This is a genomic window from Rothia sp. HMSC071C12 (genome assembly GCF_001813895.1).
In the GTDB taxonomy this organism is placed as follows: domain Bacteria; phylum Actinomycetota; class Actinomycetes; order Actinomycetales; family Micrococcaceae; genus Rothia; species Rothia mucilaginosa.
Genome location: NZ_KV814375.1, coordinates 23,678 through 41,730, shown reverse-complemented (window position 1 = coordinate 41,730; position 18,053 = coordinate 23,678). Strand labels below are relative to the sequence as shown.

Sequence of the window (18,053 nt, the reverse complement as noted above, 5' to 3'; positions counted from 1 at the left end):
CCGTCAGTGTTCTTCGTGACACCGACGGCAGGGCCTGCGTAAAAGGGAGAATATACTTAAAGCCGTGATACAGCATTCAAAACCTGCGCGTTTGGGCATCGGAATCATTTCAGCCGGGAAGGTTGGCGCCGTCCTCGGCGCGGCCCTGCGCGCCTGCGAGCACACGATTGTGGGCGTTCACGCGGTGTCCGAGGCCTCCCGGGAGCGCGCCGCGATGCTGCTCCCCGATGTGCCACTGCTTCCGGTGGAACAGATTGCCGAACGGAGCGAACTGCTGATTCTGGCCGTCCCCGACGACGAGCTGCCGGGCCTCATCACCTACCTGGCCTCCTCCGGGAGCATCACCGCCGGTCAGCTTTTGGTGCACACCTCCGGCCGTCACGGCACGGAGGTTTTCGCCCCCGCAACGGCCCTAGGCGCCATTGGCCTGGCCATTCACCCGGCCATGACCTTCACGGGCCTGTCCATGGACCTGCAGCGTCTGAACGGCACGAGCTTCGCGGTGACCGGCCCCGCTCCCTTCCTGCCCATCGCGCAGGCCCTGGTGGTTGAGATGGGTGGCGAGCCCGTCCACGTGGCCGAAGCGGACCGAGCCCTGTACCACGCAGCCCTGGCCCACGCCTCGAACCACCTCGTGACGATTCTGGGTCAGTCCCAGCAGATGCTCGCATCCATCGGCATTGAGGACCCGGCCCACTACATGGGTCCGCTGGTCCGCGCGGCCGTGGATAACGCGCTCGCAAGCGGCGAAGGGGCCCTAACCGGTCCCGTTGCGCGCGGCGATGCGGGTACCGTGGCCGCCCACATGAGGGCGCTCGGCGAGTATGCACAGGGAGAAAAAACAGGTGATATTACAGACTCTTACGCCGCTCTGGCGCATGCGACCGCAAAAAGGGCGCATAATAGAGGTTTGTTAAACGATGAACAACTGGAACGGATCGAAAGCCTGGTGGAACCTTCCGCGAACGTGGAGTACACCGGCGACACCGACGATTCTGCCCCCGAAAACAAGGAGTTCTCGTCATGACTGAGACTTCGATGCCCCGCGTCGTGACCACCATTGCGGAGTTCCGCACCGCTATCGCGCAGGCTTTGGCCACCGCGCAGGACGCCCTGGACCGTGCTGCCCGCCTCGAGGCGGAGCAGAACGGCACTGACGTTCAGTACCGTACCGCCACCCTGGGTTACGTGCCCACTATGGGTGCCCTCCACGATGGCCACGCCACACTGCTGCGCCGCGCTTCCGAGCAGAACGACGTTGTTGCCGCCTCTGTGTTTGTGAACCCGCTGCAGTTCGGCCCCGGCGAGGACTACGAGGCGTACCCGCGTACCCTTGAGGCCGACGCCGAGCTGGCTGGTGCCGCCGGCGTGAGCATCATCTTCGCCCCCTCGGTGGAGGAGATGTACCCCGACGGCGACCCGCTGATCCGCATCTCGAGCGGCGAGCTGGGCACCAAGTTCGAGGGCGCAACCCGCCCCGGACACTTCGACGGCGTGCTGACCGTGGTGAATAAGTTCTTCAACATCATTCGCCCCGCCGCCGGCTCGCACCCGGTGAACGCGTACTTCGGCCAGAAGGACGCCCAGCAGTACATCCTGATTCAGCGCATGGTTCACGACTTCAACCACGACGTGACCCTGCGCCCCGTGGCCATTGTGCGCGACGATAACGGCCTGGCCCTCTCCTCGCGCAACGGCTACCTGTCGGATGAGGAGCGCGAATCGGCTCTGGTGCTCTCCCGCACCCTGGCCATGCTGCGCGAGAACTCGCTGAACCGCGGCTTCCACGAGATTGACCTGGAGGGCGCGCGCGAGCGCATCAACTCCACCCCGGGCGTGCGCCTCGATTACCTGGAACTGGTCGACCCGATGACTTTCGGCGAGCCGACCGAGGATTCGGAGCGTGTGCTGGCCCTGGTCGCCGCGTATGTGGGCCCGACCCGCCTGATTGACAACATGGACCTGCGCTAAGCGTTCGCTGAATTTCGTTTAGAGACTTCCCAACACACTACACAGATAGGTATCACCGTGAGCACTGAGCACCACGCCGCACCGGCGATTGCTGATATGTCCGAGCAGATGCAGATTCGCCTGGAGAAGCGCGCGAAGCTGATTGAGTCGGGTCGTGAGGCATACCCGGTGGGCTTGCTGGATTCCGAGGGTAACCGTGTGGAGCCCAACCACATCGAGGATCTGCGCGCCGAGTACGACCCGAAGCTGGAGTCCGGCGAGCTGAAGGCTGGCGACGAGACCGACCGCGTGGTGCACGTGGGCGGCCGCGTGGTGTTCGTTCGTAACACCGGTAAGCTGTGCTTCGCGACCCTGCAGGGTGGTACCGAGGGTAAGCGTATCCAGGCGATGCTGTCGCTGGCTGAGGTTGGCGAGGAGTCCCTGTCTGAGTGGAAGTCCCTGGTTGACCTGGGTGACCACGTGTTCGTGACCGGCCGCGTGATTGTTTCTCGCCGCGGTGAGCTGTCCATTATGGTGACCGACTGGAAGATGGCGTCGAAGGCGCTGCGCCCCATGCCGGTTCTGCACAAGGACCTGAACGAGGAAACCCGTGTTCGCCAGCGTTACCTGGATCTGATGGTTCGCGAGGAGGCTCGCGAGCTGGTGAAGAAGCGAGCCCTGATTACCCGCACCGTCCGCCGCGTGCTGGAAGATCACGGCTACATTGAGGTTGAGACCCCCGTTCTGCAGCTGGTGCACGGTGGCGCGACGGCTCGCCCGTTCCGTACTCACCTGAACGCTTTTGACCAGCCGATGACCATGCGTATTGCGACTGAGCTGCCGCTCAAGCGTGCAGTGGTTGGTGGCATTGACCGCGTGTACGAGATTGGTCGCGTGTTCCGTAACGAGGGCGTGGACTCGACCCACAGCCCCGAGTTCACCACCCTGGAGTGCTACGAGACCTATGCTGATCAGTTCGTGATGGCTGAGCGCATGAAGGAGATTATCCAGAGCTGCGCGAAGGCTGTCGGCACTGAGCGTATTGAGACTGAGAACGGCACCATTGACCTGTTTGGTGAGTGGAAGTGGGTTGGCGTGTACCCGGGCCTGTCCGAGGCTGTGGGCGTTGAGATCACCCCCGAGACTGACGCTTCCGTTCTGCGCGAAATTGCTGAGAAGCACGAGGTGGACATCGACCCGAAGTGGGACGCTGAGAAGCTGGTGACCGAGCTCTTCGGTGAGATCGTTGAGCCGACCCTGGTGAACCCGACCTTCGTGTACGATTACCCGCCGAGCGCTCAGCCGCTGGCTCGTCCGCACCGTTCCGGTGAGCCCCTGATTGAGGCGTGGGACCTGATTATTGGCGGTATGGAGCGCGGTACCGCGTTCTCCGAGCTGATTGACCCGGTCATTCAGCGTGAGCGCCTGACCGCCCAGTCGCTGCTGGCTGCTGCCGGTGACGATGAGGCGATGGAGCTGGATGAGGACTTCCTGCGCGCCCTGGAGCACGGTGCACCCCCGATGGGTGGCCTGGGTCTGGGCATTGACCGTCTGATTATGTTGCTGGCGGGCGATCAGGATCCGGAGCGTCCGGGTACTGTGGTGCGTCAGCCCGGTATTCGTGAGACTATTCTCTTCCCCCTGATGAAGCCGGAGGCCTAAGCTTCCCCTTCACCTGTGAGGGTGTTAATGCGGCGGGTGCCGCGGATACGGTTGTATCTGCGGTACCCGCCGTTTTCTGTGTACTCTTTTGCACGGTGTATAGCTTCTGGGGTGGGGTTTCTGTTTATTTACACAGGTCAGGGGCGTTTTTACTCTATTCTGGTGCTGATTTATGCTGCTCTATTCACTCTGGCGGGGGTTTCTGCTCTTATGCATGAACGCGTTACATAGAAAATAATGAGGGGTTGAGAGGTGGCAGAATTTCGCTTTTGAATAGGGCTGAAATGTATGGTGTGAATGGTCTAATGTGCAGGCTCGTGCGGGCGCTATATTGCGCTCAGATTGTCGGGGACGCCGGGGCGCATTATTAGGTGTCTTTGTCTCTGGGGGCTGTGTCTGCTGTCTGGAAGAATCCAAAGTATTTGCACTCTAAACTTCACTTTAATGTTCTTGTAGCGAGTGCAGATTTAGCGGGGATGCACAGAAGCGATATATCGCTGCGGGTGATTGGTGCATTGTTTCAATGCTCAGAATATTTTCGGAATCTTTAATATATTTCTGTTACTATATGAAAGAAAATTAGTACATAAATATATCCGGCACACTATTTTCTCAATCCCGATAGAGGCTTTTGAGTTTACTCCACAGGATATATGCAACAGATGAGGAGGTGCCTCAATGGCACAGAAGGTTCGCATCATCCTTGAAGACGATCTCGATGGCGGCCCCGCAGACGAAACTATCCGTTTTGGTCTGGACGGCGCTCACTACGAAATCGATCTGTCCTCCGCAAACGCAGCTCGCCTGCGTGACGCTATCCGCCCCTTCGTAGCGAAGTCCCGCCGCGTGCAGGGCAGCGCTACCCAGCGCACCCGTGCCCCCCGCGGCACCGCTGCTCCGGTTAAGCGCAACCCCGAGACCGCAGCAATTCGCGAGTGGGCTAAGGCTAACGGCCACAAGGTTTCTGACCGTGGCCGCATCCACCAGGACGTTCAGGACGCATACTACGAAGCAATGAAGGCTCAGGGCTAAAGGCTCTCAGTGTTCATGCTGTCGGAGGGTTTAGTGCTTTAGGGTTCTAATCCTCCGGGCACTAAAGGCGGATGGTGTTATCACCGTCCGCCTTTAGTTTTGCCCCGGTATTTCTTGATATGCGTTACATATCTGCTGGGGTGGGGGTGTTTTTATATCACCCACCCCAATTAACTATTTACATGTAAAATATATTGATCCTTTGCTGATGCCCGCTTCTGAATTATTAGGAGGAAGATGCGGGGAATCGGATGCACAATCTGGTGTCGAGTGCGGGTTCCCCATTTAGGTTTCATGCATTGGCAGGAACGCTAAAGGTAATGGTGCATTAATCTCTTCAAAGCGGGGGATATGCGCTGTGATATTCATGCGGTCGTTGAGTCGAGTATTCCATCGAAGGGGCTGGAATGTACTGACTGGAATTTTTGAATAATTAGGGGCCCTGCACCTTCTGTGGGGCTTTCGGAACTTACGGATTATCTCCTGATGGGGTGCCGAAATGATGCGGGAATTATCCGGAAAATAAGCGCCGTGTTATCCGGCAAATATTTTTGCGAATTATTGAAATTTCTCACTTAAACATATAAATTTTTAAAAATTTCTGCAATATATTCATGCACGTGCAGGAAACAAGCGGTTTAGGCGTTGGTCTATGTGGGTTCTTGTGGGTTCGCTTCTTCCGCAATCCCTCGTATCGGCACCGTAGCCCCGCAGAACCCACCTGTAACACCTCCCGGCGGTACATCCGACGGCAATATGCGCACACTCTGCACAGGAAACCCCGGCAAAAGTAGCTAGCCCCGGGAAAAGCAGCTAGGACCGGCAAAAGTAGCTAGCCCCGGCAAAAACAGCTGGCCTCGGGAGAAGCAGTCAGCACCGACAAAAACAGATAGCACCGACCGGGCGGCGCTCATCCGCCTTCAGGTAGGGTTGCCTGCGTGAGCTAGACCCCTCAAAACTGCCCCCGAGCCCCGCCAGAAGCCCCGAAACCGCGCCTAAACCGCCCCGAACAGCTCATCTGTTCTCTTGATGGCGAACAGACGCCCATCAGCCCGCCCTTTCAGCCGCGCTCAACGTACTCTTGTATCAATAGGAAAATGCAAGGAGTGCGTAAATGTTTGAACGCTTTACCGATCGAGCTCGGCGTGTTGTGGTGCTTGCCCAGGAAGAGGCACGCATGCTCAACCACAACTACATCGGTACCGAACACCTGCTGCTCGGTCTGATTCACGAGGGCGAAGGCATCGGTGCTCGCGCCCTGGAATCATTGGGCGTTACCCTGAACGCAGTACGTGAACAGGTTCAGGACATCGTCGGCCCCGGCCCCCAGGCGCCTAACGGCCACATCCCCTTCACCCCGCGCGCGAAGAAGGTTCTCGAACTGTCCATGCGCGAGGCTATTCAGCTGAACCACGGCTACATCGGCACCGAACACATCCTGCTGGGCATGGTTCGTGCAAACGAGGGCGTGGCAAACCAGGTGCTGGTCAAGCTGGGCGCTGAGCCCGCTGCCGTGCGCCAGGCCGTGATGGACTTGATTTCCGGCTACCCCGGCAACAACTCCGGTGAAAAGGAAACCGCCGGCGTGGGTGCAGGCAACTCTCGCGAAGGCACTCCCGCGGGTTCGACCATCCTGGATCAGTTCGGCCGCAACCTCACCGCAGCAGCGCGTGAGGGCGAGCTGGACCCGGTCATCGGCCGCCACAAGGAGATGGAACGCGTCATGCAGGTCCTCTCCCGCCGTACTAAGAACAACCCCGTGCTGATTGGTGAGCCCGGTGTCGGTAAGACCGCCGTCGTGGAGGGCCTGGCACAGGCTATCGTGCACGGTGACGTCCCCGAAACCCTCAAGGACAAGCACCTGTACACCCTGGACCTGGGCTCCCTGGTCGCAGGTTCGCGCTACCGCGGTGACTTCGAAGAGCGCCTGAAGAAGGTTCTGAAGGAGATTCGCTCCCGCGGCGACATCATCCTGTTCATTGACGAGATCCACACCCTCGTTGGTGCAGGTGCCGCAGAGGGCGCAATTGACGCTGCCTCCATCCTCAAGCCCATGCTGGCTCGAGGCGAACTGCAGACCATCGGTGCAACCACCCTGGACGAGTACCGCAAGCACATTGAGAAGGACGCCGCCCTGGAGCGCCGCTTCCAGCCGATTCAGGTTGATGAGCCCTCTCAGGAGCTCGCCGTGCAGATCCTCAAGGGCGTGCGCGATAAGTACGAGGCACACCACCGCGTCACCATTACCGACGAGGCTATCGAGACTGCCGTGAACCTTGCGGCACGCTACATCTCTGACCGCTTCCTGCCGGATAAGGCTGTCGACCTGATTGACGAGGCGGGCGCACGCCTGCGCATCAAGCGCATGACCGCACCCCCGGAAATCAAGCTGCTCGACGAGAAGGCCGCCAAGCTGCGCCAGCAGAAGGAAGACGCCATCAACTCCCAGGATTACGAGAAGGCCGCAGGCCTGCGTGATCAGGAGCAGAAGGTCCTGGCTGAGAAGGAAGAAGCCGAGAAGGCATGGCGCGAAGGCGGCGACGCATTCGGCACCGTGACCCCCGAGGTTATTTCTGAGGTTCTGGCCGCTTCCACCGGTGTTCCCGTCTACAAGATCACCGAGGAAGAGTCCAGCCGCCTGCTGACCATGGAGCAGGAGCTCCACAAGCGCGTTATCGGTCAGGAGCACGCTATTGCGGCACTGTCCCGCGCTATCCGCCGTACCCGCGCAGGTCTGAAGGACCCGCGCCGTCCCGGTGGTTCGTTCATCTTCGCCGGTCCGACCGGTGTGGGTAAGACCGAGCTTGCCAAGGCTCTTGCCGAGTTCCTGTTTGGCGATGAGGATTCGCTCATCACCCTGGATATGTCCGAGTACCAGGAGAAGCACACCGTCTCCCGTCTGTTCGGTGCGCCTCCCGGCTACGTTGGCTACGATGAGGGCGGCCAGCTGACCGAGAAGGTCCGCCGCAAGCCGTTCTCCGTGGTCCTGTTCGACGAGGTTGAGAAGGCCCACGCCGACCTGTTCAACTCGCTGCTGCAGATTCTGGAAGACGGTCGCCTGACCGACTCGCAGGGTCGCGTGGTGGACTTCAAGAACACCGTCATCATCATGACCACCAACCTGGGCTCGCGCGACGTGAACCGCCGCATCCCGGTTGGTTTCCAGGCGATGGACGACACCGCAGCCGACTACGAGCGCATGCAGGCACGCGTGATGGAGAACCTCAAGGAGCACTTCCGCCCCGAGTTCCTCAACCGCGTGGATGACATTATCGTCTTCCCGCAGCTCTCCGAGTCTGAGATTCTGCAGATTGTGGACCTGTTCGTGGGTCGCCTGGCTAAGCGCCTGGCGGAGCAGGATATGTCCATTGAGCTGACCAACGCTGCGAAGGTCCTCATGGCGGCTAAGGGTTACGACCCGTCCATGGGTGCTCGTCCGCTGCGCCGTGAGATGCAGCGCAACATTGAGGACGCCCTGTCTGAGAAGATCCTCTTCGGCGACATCAAGCCCGGTGAGAAGATCACCGTGGACGTTGAGGGCGAGGGCGACTCCGCGAAGTTCGTCTTCTCTTCTCAGCCGATGAAGGAGCTGGCTCTGGACTCGGTGCAGGAGCTGAACGAGGATGCCGCAGAGGCTCCCGCAGCTGAGGCACCTGCTGCTGAAGGTCAGGGCAACGACTAAGCTCTGGAATAAGTCCTAGGTAGCTAGGCTTAGCGCACTAAACGCCTGAGGGGCGGTACCGGAATTATTCGGTACCGCCCCTCAGGCATTTCTATTATAAGCCCCAGGAGCCTCTAGGAGCCTGTCTGCGGCGGGTACTAGAGCGAGACGAGCACAGTACCGCCCTGCGTGACTTCGCGGGCGAGAGAGTCCGCCAGAAGCCCCGCGTAGCAGCGCTGCAGCTGCTCGGCGGCGGGGGAGAGCGCATACAGCGCCTTGAGCGGGCGATGCACCGCGGCGGGTGCATCCGCCGGGAAGGCCAAGTCAGGCGAAGCCGTATCGCCAGCCGAAGCTACACCCGCGCTCAAAATCAGCTCACGATTCACCGGCTCATGCGCCGCACGCAGCACCGCCATGACTGCGCCGCGCACCTGGCGGTCCGTGCCGTGCCAGCTCTGACCCTTGGGGGTGTAGTCCGCCTCCGGCTTGCCTGCCGCAACCCAGGCGCACAGATCCTCCACCGGGCACAGCTGACAGGTCGGGGACTTTGCCGTGCAGACCAGCGCGCCGAGCTCCATGGTTGCCGCATTCCACAGGCAGGAGGTGGGGGTGTCGGCGGGCATGAGCGCCTCCGCCAGGCGAGTCTCAGCAGCCGTCAACGAACGCGAGGGCAACGCCTTGCCGGAGACAGCGCGCGCATGCACGCGGCGGATATTCGTATCAATCACCGTCGCGCGTAGACCGAATGCGAACACGCTAATCGCCGCCGCCGTGTAGGAGCCCACGCCCGGCAGCGCCAGTAGCGCATCGTAGTCGGCGGGAACCTCGCCGCCGTGCTGCTCCACAATCGCTACAGCGGCACCGTGCAGACGCTGCGCGCGGCGCGGGTAACCCAGGCGGCCCCAGGCGCGCACCGCCTCCGAGGTGGGCTCGGCGGCAAGGTCAGCGGGGGCGGGCCAGCGGCGCATCCACTCCTCCCACACGGGCAGCACGCGCTTGACGGGGGTCTGCTGTAGCATGAACTCGCTGACCATCACACCCCAGGGGGTGCACTCGTCGCGGCGCCACGGAAGGTCGCGTGCCTGGTCGAGGAACCACCGGTTGATTCGGTGGTGGAGCGCCTCGGTATTCGTGCCTTCGGGCAGGGTAGGTTCCGGGCGTGTGCGTGCGGTGCGTTTGGGCTCTGAGGTCATCCGAAAAGCCTACGCCACAGGGCATATATTCCCAAAACCGCATGAATAGAGTTCACTGTGAATCTCAGGGTTAAACCCGGTATCCTTGAGGTATGTCTGAAAATGGTCCCGTTCTGCCTCCCGAAGTCTACCGCCGCCGTCGTATCGTGGCGGTTATTGCTCTGCTCGCTGTCATTCTGCTGTTGGTCGCTGGCGTGACCTCCATGGTCGGCATGATTAACGGCAAGAAGGACGCCACTGTAGCCTCCACTGCGACGGCTTCCGGTGCGCCCTTCCAGAGCTTCAGTGCTCGCCCCTCCGAAACTGCTTCGGCCACCCCGTCCGCTAGCGCGACTGCCTCTGCAACCGCGTCGGCTACTGCTTCGGCAACCCCCTCGGTGACCGCTTCTGCGGCACCCATTGCAAGCGTGACCACCGCAGCGGCAACCCCTGCGGCAACCACCCCTGCGGCGACCCCGACTACCCCCGTGCCGGCACCCTCGGTGACCACTGCGGTTGCTGTTGCGGCGTGCACCGCGAACGACCTGAAGGTGACCGTCACCCCCGCGAAGCGTACCTTCGCGGCCGGTGAGCAGGTGTCCTTCCACGTGACCTACACGAACTCCTCGAAGACCCCCTGCGCTGTGGGTGGCGAGGGTGCGAACACCGGCGTGGACCTGAACATCACCTCCGGTGCGGCTCAGGTGTACACCCGTAGCCTGTGCGCGGCGACCGCCGTTCAGAAGTCTGAGGTAGCCGCAGGTGCTGAGGGTGCAGCCGACCTGGCGTGGGATCGTAAGATCAACGTCCTGGGTTGCTCCTCCGCTTCGACCGCTCAGAAGGGCTCTTACTGGGCGACTGCCACGGTGAATGGTGTGACTTCGGCTCAGGTGAACTTTGTGATTCAGTAGTTCACTTCTATAGTTTTCGCCCGTGAATGGGCACGCAAAAGCCCCCGTGCTGGATATTCTCCGGCACGGGGGCTTTTTTGTATAGGTCTATTGCGTGGCACTATTTGGAGGCGCGCGGCTTGGCGAAGCGGCGCTCACCCAGGTACCCGAGCAGGCTACCGAATGCGGTCCACTGTAGTGCCGCCAAAAGCAGGGTGGACAGGTCGGTCACCTCAAAGGAATTGGGGATGACCTTGAACCACAGCAGCGGCAGGTAAATCAGGAACAGAATGGGGGACGCCCACACGAAGAACGGGACGGGGCGCTTAGCCGACGGATACTTAGCTCGTGAGTACGACATTGTGACCTCCAAGGGGTGTCATGATGCTTGAGGCACCAGGGTGCGGAGGGAACTCCGCTGTCACTACATCATAATGCAAAAGGTTCTTGTGAGGCAGGAAAAGGCCGCCGTGCCAGATAGTCTCCGGCGCGGGGGCTTCTCGTATGAGCTTTTGTTAGAGGTACTTCTCCAGGCTGCTCTCCGCCATGCGGGAGAGCTGCTCGCGCACCGTGCGGGCACGAGCCTCACCCACACCGTCCACGGCGCGCAAATCCTCAAGGGACGCCGCCATCAGAGCCTGCAGGCTGCCGAAGCGCTCCACCAGACGCTCAGAAATAGCGTTCGGGATGCTCGGAATACCGGCGAGCAGACGGAAACCGCGAGGCTGCAGGGGGAACTCCAGGTCGGGGTTCTCGCCAAAGCCGACAGTGCGGGCAATCGTGCGCAGATCCACGATAGCCATATCGTCCAGGTTCTGAAGCGCCTCAACGCCGGCGGCGATCAGCTCGTCATTCGTCTCGGGCAGATAGTCGCGCAGAATCAGATCGCTGGCGGTCATCTCGGGGGCGCGCAGCTCCTCCAGCTGCAGGGCAATCAGGCGGCCGTGCACGCCGAGCTCCAGCACGTAGTGGCTGACCTCGCGGATAATGCGGTTCACCATCTCCATACGCTGAAGGGTCATCGCCACATCCGCCAGGGACACGTTGGACTCAATCTCCAGGGCCGAGAGTGAGGAAAGCACCGAACGCAGGCGCTTCTTATAGCTTTCAAGGGTCTGAATCGCCTGGTTCGCGCGGGCCATGAGGTACTGGCTGTCCTCGACCGTGTAGCGGGTGCCGTCAACGTACACCGAAATCATAGACATCGACGCGCTCACCGAAATCACCGGGAAACCGGTCTGAATCGCGGTGCGTTCGGCGGTGCGGTGGCGGGTACCGGACTCGTTCGTGTCAATGGAGGCGTCCGGCATGAGCTGCACGCCGGCGTGCAACAGGCGGGTGGCGTCACGGTCGCAGATGATAGCGCCGTCCATCTTCGCCAGCTCGCGCAGGCGCGTTGCCGAGAACTCGGTGTCGATGTTGAAACCGCCCGAAGACAGGGAGGATACGGTGCGGTCGGATCCGAGTACGATGAGCGCGCCCGTACGGCCACGCATGATGCGTTCCAGGCCCTCGCGGAGCTCGGTGCCGGGGGCGATTCGGGCGATAGTTTTAAGCAATAGGTCACTATAATTCATCTGCACGAAAACCATTGTACCCGTAAGGGTGGTTATTGAGCCAGGTCAGGGGCGGAACGGCGGGCTAAAGTGCCTCAAAAACGAACGGATATTCTCGATATTTATACGGGAGTGCACCGGGCTAAACTATCTGCGTTTAAGAGTAAAAATGCGTTCTGTGGTACCCCATTTCGCCGTGACCAAACACCGCGCGCCATATCGCCCCAGACCCTAAAATAGACCCATGACCGCGCGCACGAAAAACACCAAAACCGCACCCGCCTACCGCTGCACCGAATGCGGCTGGACCACCGCCAAATGGGTAGGCCGCTGCGGGGAATGCCAAACCTGGGGCACCGTCGAAGAAGCCGCCGGGGGAACCCGCGCGCGCACCCGCGCCGCATCCAGCGTGCAGAAACCCGCCCAGCCCATCGCCGAGGTCGACTCGCGCGTCGCCGCCTACATGAGCACCGGAAACCCCGAATTTGATCGCGTGCTCGGTGGTGGACTCGTACCCGGCGCGGTCATCCTCATGGCGGGCGAACCCGGCGTGGGCAAATCCACCCTGCTGCTGGATGTCGCCGCCACCTTCGCGCGCGGCACCGCCGGGATTGCGGGACAGCAGGGGGCGCAGAATATCGCACCCCAGCCGCCGCGCCCGGTCCTGTACATCACCGGCGAGGAATCCGCCGCGCAGGTCAAGCTCCGCGCCGACCGCATCGGCGCCATCGCGGAAACCCTCTACCTGACCAGCGAAACCGACCTCGGCACCGCCCTAGCGCATATTGAGCAGATCAACCCCTCCCTGCTGGTCATCGACTCGGTGCAGACCCTCGCCTCCGCGGAAGTTGAGGGTAGCGCCGGCGGTGTGACCCAGGTGCGTGAGGTTGCCGCCTCCGTGATTGCCGCGGCTAAGGAACGCAATATGTGCACCCTGCTCGTGGGTCACGTGACTAAGGAAGGCACCATCGCGGGCCCGCGCCTGCTTGAGCACCTGGTGGACGTGGTCTGCCAGTTCGAGGGCGATAAGCACTCGAATATCCGCATGCTACGCGCGATTAAGAACCGCTTCGGACCCACCGACGAGGTGGGCTGCTTCGACATGCACGAGGACGGCATCGCACCGGTGCTGGACCCCTCCGGCATGTTCGTCTCCAGTACCCCGCACCCGGTGGCGGGCACCTGCGTGACCGTCACGATGGAGGGCCGCCGACCCCTGCTCGCGGAGGTACAGGCGCTACTGGATCAGGCGGTGGCACCCGCCCCGCGCCGTACCGTTTCGGGCCTGGATTCGGCGCGTATTCAGATGCTGCTGGCGGTGCTGCAGCGCCGCGCCGGGCTGAACGTGGGCAAGCTCGACTGCTATGTATCCACGGTGGGCGGCGCAAAAATTGCCGAGCCCGCCGCCGACCTGGCGTGCGTCATGGCGCTTGCCTCGGCGGCGCAAAATAAGCCGCTACCGCGCAAACTCGCAGTCTTCGGCGAGGTGGGCCTGGCGGGTGAAGTGCGCGCCGTGCCGGGCATCCGCCAGCGCATTGCGGAGGTGGGCCGCCTGGGCTTCACGCACGTGCTGGTGCCCGCCTCCCCGACCGGCGTGGGGGACGTGCCCGAGGGCGTGACCGTGCGTGAGGTAACCACCCTGGGCGAGGCGCTCGCGCTGCTCTTCCCACAGAAGTAGCCGCCCGCGCATCAACAGCATAGAGATAGCGGAGGAGGGGGCTCCCGGCTGGCGTGAATACCGGCCGGGAGCCCCCTCCGTTGCGTCTTGATGGGTTGCCGCTGACCCCGCTAGAAACCCTCCAGAAACCCGCTAGGAGGAGCGGCTCTCCTCCTCGTTCTCGTGCAACATGATGTTGATCGAGCGGGTGTTGAGCTTGTTCGTGTGGTGGGTGTTCACCGCGCTATCGGTCACGTCATCAACCACCGTGGAGTCGTCCATGTCAGCGTCAACAATCGGGATTGCCGAGGTGCGTGGTGCATGCTTCGTGACCGCCTCGCCCAGGGGCACCAGAACCGCCACGGCGTCCTTGTGGGACATGCCGGTCGCCTCCAAAAAGTCGACCACAATCAGGCGGAGCATCAGCACCAGCGACTCGCCCTCAAAGGTCGCCACACCCATGGTGCGCGGCTCGAGGGTGCCGGCAAGCTTGATCATGCGTTCGCGTGCCTCCATCATGTAGTGCTCGCGTTCGCCTTCCGTCGGTGCAGACATGCCCAGGCCGAGGCTCTGCGCTGCCAACGACAGCTCGGTCAGCGCGTCACTGAGTGAAAGCTGCGCGGCAGTTCGTAGCTGCACGTGGTGAATCGTGGACGCCATGCGGCGGTTGAGCACGCGGTCGTTACGAATCGCCAAATCCACCGCGGCGAGGGTCTTCGCCATGCGCGCCAGCTCGCCCTTGCTCTTGCGGCTATTCCAGGACAGCTCGCTCATGCCCTGCGCGGTAATCAGGTCACCGCGGCATGCATCGTAGAGCGGCTGCAGGGCGCGCGCATCGAGCAGGCTCTGGTACGCCTTGTTGTAATCGTAGTAGCGGATTGCCTCGGAGGAGAGCTGGAAAACCTTCGCGAACGCATCCATGAGAGCCTGCGCGCGGGCACGCGGGTTCTTACGCGGGTCGCGCGGCATCAGATACATCGCGAGGAACGCGAACGCGCCACCGACGATACCGTCAAAACTGCGGGTGAACGCATCGTCAGGTACGGGCAGCAGCAACGTGAAACAGGCCTGGAAGCTGAGCTGAATCGTAAAAATAATGCCCTTATCAATAAATCGGGCAATAATCACGGTCAAGAAAAGCACCACTGCCGCCTGCCAGGTACCGTGACCGAGCAGGATCAGCAGAAGGTCGCCAATGAGAATGCCGAGGGTCACGCCGAAGGAGACCTCAAGGATTCGGCGGGAATGCTTAGCACCGCTTACATAGCCGAGGGATACGAGGGCAGCCACCGGCGCGAAAATGGGCTCGTGGTGGCCCAGGACGCGCTCAGCGAAAAGCCAAGCGCCCATAGACGCCGCAACAATCTGCACAGACTGAAAGAAGTCTGCTCGGACTCGGTGAATACCCTCATGAATGAACTGTCGGGTGTTCTGTTCAGTAGTGCGTAGAATGTCTGCGAATCGTGCCATGGGCACCATCATACCGGCGCACATGCGGTGCACAAGGGGGTAGGGGAGTGTTGGGTTGAAGTGTGAGAGACCCCGCGCCCCGAACCCCGCTTAGCGCCTCGGCTTGGGCGGTTTTGCGTGCCGAAACCTCAGCTTGCGTGCCGAAACCTCAGTGCAAGGGGCTTAGCCGCGAATCTAGCCGCGGAGGCGGCGCGCCACCCTCGCCAGCAGACCCGGCTGGGCGGGATGCGCCTCGGCGGGTGCTTCAGAATAAGCCTCAACGGTGACGGGGCGCGTCTGTTCTGCACCGTGCGCCCCGTGAATACCGTGCGCGCTGTACCCGCCACCGATTGTGCGGGCGCGCTCGAGCTGCCGGCGGTGCTCGGCATCCCAGGAATGCGCCCGGTCAGACATCGCCCACTCGAACCCCGCGGTGAGGGAGGTTTCGGTGAAGAGCTCGCGGGCGGCACGGACGGTCGCACCCAGCGGCTCGGGGAGCGCCGGAACCTGCTCCACGGCGGGGAAGGGCGCGGGTGCCTCTACTTCGTCCAGCTTTTCTGCGCCAGATGCAAGAATCTGCGCCAGCAGGTAGGCACGTTCGGCTCGCAGAACCTCCAGCAGCTCGGTGCGGCGCGCATCCGATGTCACCGCCGCGTGTCGCAGGGCGGCGGCAACCATCAGCTCGGGAACACCACCGGCGAGCATGCCCAACGGCAGGGTGAACTCGCCCAGCCCGTACAGGCTCAGGGCGCCGCCCACGCGCATCTGCGTGAAGGCATCCGGCACGAGGGCAAGCACGGGAATACCCGCCGCGGCGGAGAACACCGCCGGGTGGTAGCGGCTGGTCAGAGTAAACGCCGCCGCACGGTGCACGGCGATGCTCTGGTCGGCGTGCAGAATCGGTAGCAGGGTCGCCGGGGTGGATGGGCTGAGCCGCTCGGCGATGCGCTGGTGCGCCTGAATATCGCCGCTTGTCGGGTCCTGCGGGTCACCGTAGTGGCTCAGGAAAACGGGTGCGTAGCCGTGTTCGCGCCACATGCCGTCGAGTAGGCGCGCAATCTGCTGCGCCTGCTGGTTGGTGCATTCGTTGACGGTTACGCAGACGTAGTGCTCCGGCAGCTCATCAAGCGCCTGACCTGCAGAAATACCCTCCGCATAGTGCAGGGTACGCGCTGGGGAAGCCACCGGGTAGTCGGTGGCGTCGTCCACGCTCAGGCGCGCGTCAATACCCCGCTCACGGCACCAAGCGAGGGAAGAACGTTCACGCACCGTCACCGAGCGGGCGGTGCGCAGCATGCGCTCTAGAACCTGCGCGTCCTCGGGGCTGAGGACCGGGCCCAGGGACTGACCGGTCACGTACACGGGCACGCCCGCATGCTCGGCGGCACGCACCGCGGCGGCACGTTCGTAGAGCAGCCAACCGTAACGGGAGTTGAGGTTACCGCCGCCGGAGACCACGATCGCATCCATTGCGGCGATGGAGTCCGCGAACTCCACCATGCGCTCAACGGTCTGCTCCAGCGGATGCAACACCTCGGGCAGCGCCTGCACCTGCGGTAACGCCACCAGCTCGGTAACGGAGGGGCGCTCTCGGTCGGCGTGCAGCTCCGTCAGGACGCACTCGAACGCCGCGAGGGTCAGCTCGCGTTCAGCCGGCGCCCAGGGGAAGAGGAAAAACGGCAGGTACTCGTAGGGCGCGCCCGCCTCATGCTGTGCCGCCTCATGATTCACCGCTGCGCCAATATAGCGCGCCGAATGGCCCACATCGCGGGTCATGAGGGTGACCGCCGCGCCGCCTTCGGAAAGCGCCTGAGCGCTCGCAATGGTCATGGCTTCGTCGCCCACGTGGTAGGTGTGCTGGCCGATATCGCCAATGACGAGCACGCGCGGTGCTTCAGTAACGGGCAGTGCTGTAGAAGAATAATTGTTCTCTGTCATGGCTATGCGCCCTTCTGATCTGCCGACTCAGCCTCAGCACCGCGACGAACTAGGGAACGCTTCGCCAAGGAACGCAGCGCGCGGCCCGGGGTGCGCAGGTGCTTCAGAACCCGCAGACGCTCCTCAATAGCCTGCTGGCGGTTCTCAATGGCCTGCTGACGGGCCTCAATACGTGCCAGGCGGCTCTCAATAGAGCGCAGAATATCTAGGGATTCGCGGGTCAGATCGTGCCCGTCAATCACGCGACGCTCCAGGTCAGCCGCCAAATGCGCCTGATACAGGTACGCACCCGGTCGGGCACCCGCCTGCAAATCCTCACGGATAGCGCGGGCACGCACCATCGAATCGAAGCGGGCGTGATCAGCCTGGCGCTTCACGCTATTCGCCTCGGAGCCCTCCGCGTCGGGGCGTAGCGACCAGTACGCCAGCGGCTCATCCACCAGCAGAATATCCGCAACGGAGGCGGCACGCATGTTGAACTCCCAGTCGCCGACCACCGGCAGGGACTCATCGTAGAAACCGACCAGCTCGTGTAGGCTGCGGCGGTAGAGAATACCGATCGGCACGGCACGGTTCGTGCGGAAGAGGAACTGCAAACCCATGCCGGGCAGGCCGTCGTGGAAAATACGCTCCTCGTACACCTCGAACTCGCCGTCGGCGTTCTCACGTTCGTACCGCTCCACAACGCGGGTGGTGCACATGAGCGCGCCGCTCTCTTCCAGCGCCGCGACGGTGCGCTCCAGGAACTCGGGTGCCCACAGGTCGTCGTCATCGTGAATCGCCACGTATTCGGAGGTGGTCGCCGCCAAACCGGCGTTGGATGCCGCCTCCATGTTGCCGCCGGCGGTGGTCAGCAGCTGCACGCGGCTGGAATCGTGCGCGTTAGAACCCAGCAAACCCAGTGGAGAAGCCTCAATGACGGCGCGGGTTGCCTGCTCGTCGCCTCCGTCGTTAATCACGCAGACCGTGTAGTCGGTGAAGGTCTGCTGCGCGATATTCTCCAGCGCGCGGCTCAAGAAGCGGGGGCGGCCCTTCGTGCGGACCAGAATAGCTACGGTAGGGGAAGACATAACCACAATCAGTCGA

The 18,053-nt window shown here is 62.2% G+C and carries 13 protein-coding genes; 7 read left to right on the top strand and 6 right to left on the bottom strand.

Annotation, left to right across the window (positions count from 1 at the left end; all coding sequences use genetic code 11):
• The first annotated feature begins 64 nt into the window (after positions 1-64).
• The 5 genes from HMPREF2942_RS06950 (at position 65) to HMPREF2942_RS06930 (ending at position 8,326) form a co-directional block, all read left to right on the top strand.
• Entirely contained in the window at positions 65-1,027 is a 963-nt protein-coding gene (locus tag HMPREF2942_RS06950) for a Rossmann-like and DUF2520 domain-containing protein (RefSeq protein ID WP_070688720.1), read from the top strand.
• Positions 1,024-1,971 (top strand): pantoate--beta-alanine ligase, encoded by a 948-nt coding sequence (gene panC, locus HMPREF2942_RS06945; RefSeq protein ID WP_049345429.1) that lies wholly within the window; start codon positions 1,024-1,026, stop codon positions 1,969-1,971. The genes HMPREF2942_RS06950 and panC overlap by 4 nt, the downstream gene beginning before the upstream one ends.
• A gap of 108 nt (positions 1,972-2,079) precedes the next feature.
• Positions 2,080-3,612, top strand: a complete 1,533-nt coding sequence (gene lysS / locus HMPREF2942_RS06940) for a lysine--tRNA ligase (protein WP_246824397.1) — start codon at positions 2,080-2,082, stop codon at positions 3,610-3,612.
• A gap of 678 nt (positions 3,613-4,290) precedes the next feature.
• Positions 4,291-4,644, top strand: a complete 354-nt coding sequence (locus tag HMPREF2942_RS06935) for a histone-like nucleoid-structuring protein Lsr2 (protein ID WP_070688719.1) — start codon at positions 4,291-4,293, stop codon at positions 4,642-4,644.
• A gap of 1,114 nt (positions 4,645-5,758) precedes the next feature.
• The gene (locus tag HMPREF2942_RS06930; RefSeq protein WP_070641867.1) at positions 5,759-8,326 is read left to right on the top strand and encodes an ATP-dependent Clp protease ATP-binding subunit; all 2,568 of its coding nucleotides are present in this window, start codon (positions 5,759-5,761) and stop codon (positions 8,324-8,326) included.
• A gap of 137 nt (positions 8,327-8,463) precedes the next feature.
• Here the strand turns inward: HMPREF2942_RS06930 and HMPREF2942_RS06925 are convergent, their stop codons facing one another.
• Positions 8,464-9,498, bottom strand: a complete 1,035-nt coding sequence (locus tag HMPREF2942_RS06925; RefSeq protein WP_070641864.1) for an HhH-GPD family protein — start codon at positions 9,496-9,498, stop codon at positions 8,464-8,466.
• A gap of 92 nt (positions 9,499-9,590) precedes the next feature.
• Here HMPREF2942_RS06925 and HMPREF2942_RS06920 point away from each other — a divergent pair, with 92 nt between their 5' ends.
• A complete protein-coding gene (locus HMPREF2942_RS06920; RefSeq protein WP_070641862.1) occupies positions 9,591-10,388 on the top strand; it encodes a hypothetical protein in 798 nt (265 codons plus the stop codon).
• A 100-nt stretch (positions 10,389-10,488) separates the two neighbouring features.
• Here HMPREF2942_RS06920 and HMPREF2942_RS06915 read toward each other — a convergent pair whose 3' ends face one another.
• Positions 10,489-10,728, bottom strand: coding sequence for a hypothetical protein (locus HMPREF2942_RS06915; protein WP_005507607.1), 240 nt, complete (start codon positions 10,726-10,728; stop codon positions 10,489-10,491).
• A gap of 154 nt (positions 10,729-10,882) precedes the next feature.
• Entirely contained in the window at positions 10,883-11,959 is a 1,077-nt protein-coding gene (gene disA / locus HMPREF2942_RS06910; protein WP_070688718.1) for a DNA integrity scanning diadenylate cyclase DisA, read from the bottom strand.
• A gap of 208 nt (positions 11,960-12,167) precedes the next feature.
• On the opposite strand from disA, the gene radA reads away from it, so the two are divergent.
• On the top strand, positions 12,168-13,601 hold the full coding sequence (gene radA, locus HMPREF2942_RS06905; protein ID WP_070688717.1) for a DNA repair protein RadA: 1,434 nt from the start codon (positions 12,168-12,170) through the stop codon (positions 13,599-13,601).
• A gap of 132 nt (positions 13,602-13,733) precedes the next feature.
• Here radA and HMPREF2942_RS06900 read toward each other — a convergent pair whose 3' ends face one another.
• The 3 genes from HMPREF2942_RS06900 to HMPREF2942_RS06890 all read right to left on the bottom strand — a co-directional run bounded on the left by HMPREF2942_RS06900 (position 13,734) and on the right by HMPREF2942_RS06890 (position 18,037).
• Entirely contained in the window at positions 13,734-15,062 is a 1,329-nt protein-coding gene (locus tag HMPREF2942_RS06900; RefSeq protein WP_070634642.1) for an FUSC family protein, read from the bottom strand.
• Positions 15,063-15,224: 162 nt separating this feature from the next.
• On the bottom strand, positions 15,225-16,967 hold the full coding sequence (locus tag HMPREF2942_RS06895) for a polysaccharide pyruvyl transferase family protein (protein ID WP_070688716.1): 1,743 nt from the start codon (positions 16,965-16,967) through the stop codon (positions 15,225-15,227).
• A 2-nt stretch (positions 16,968-16,969) separates the two neighbouring features.
• Positions 16,970-18,037 (bottom strand): glycosyltransferase family 2 protein, encoded by a 1,068-nt coding sequence (locus HMPREF2942_RS06890; protein ID WP_070604984.1) that lies wholly within the window; start codon positions 18,035-18,037, stop codon positions 16,970-16,972.
• Between the last annotated feature and the right edge of the window lie 16 nt (positions 18,038-18,053).

Excerpts from the sequence above, each read along its gene's own strand:
- HMPREF2942_RS06925 (WP_070641864.1), bottom strand. The coding sequence starts at position 9,498 with ATGACCTCAGAGCCCAAACGCACCGCACGCACACGCCCGGAACCTACC.
- HMPREF2942_RS06890 (WP_070604984.1), bottom strand. The coding sequence starts at position 18,037 with ATGTCTTCCCCTACCGTAGCTATTCTGGTCCGCACGAAGGGCCGCCCC.
- radA (WP_070688717.1), top strand. The coding sequence starts at position 12,168 with ATGACCGCGCGCACGAAAAACACCAAAACCGCACCCGCCTACCGCTGC.
- HMPREF2942_RS06895 (WP_070688716.1), bottom strand. The coding sequence starts at position 16,967 with ATGACAGAGAACAATTATTCTTCTACAGCACTGCCCGTTACTGAAGCA.
- HMPREF2942_RS06915 (WP_005507607.1), bottom strand. The coding sequence starts at position 10,728 with ATGTCGTACTCACGAGCTAAGTATCCGTCGGCTAAGCGCCCCGTCCCG.
- HMPREF2942_RS06935 (WP_070688719.1), top strand. The coding sequence starts at position 4,291 with ATGGCACAGAAGGTTCGCATCATCCTTGAAGACGATCTCGATGGCGGC.
- HMPREF2942_RS06900 (WP_070634642.1), bottom strand. The coding sequence starts at position 15,062 with ATGATGGTGCCCATGGCACGATTCGCAGACATTCTACGCACTACTGAA.
- HMPREF2942_RS06920 (WP_070641862.1), top strand. The coding sequence starts at position 9,591 with ATGTCTGAAAATGGTCCCGTTCTGCCTCCCGAAGTCTACCGCCGCCGT.
- lysS (WP_246824397.1), top strand. The coding sequence starts at position 2,080 with ATGCAGATTCGCCTGGAGAAGCGCGCGAAGCTGATTGAGTCGGGTCGT.
- disA (WP_070688718.1), bottom strand. The coding sequence starts at position 11,959 with ATGGTTTTCGTGCAGATGAATTATAGTGACCTATTGCTTAAAACTATC.
- HMPREF2942_RS06930 (WP_070641867.1), top strand. The coding sequence starts at position 5,759 with ATGTTTGAACGCTTTACCGATCGAGCTCGGCGTGTTGTGGTGCTTGCC.
- panC (WP_049345429.1), top strand. The coding sequence starts at position 1,024 with ATGACTGAGACTTCGATGCCCCGCGTCGTGACCACCATTGCGGAGTTC.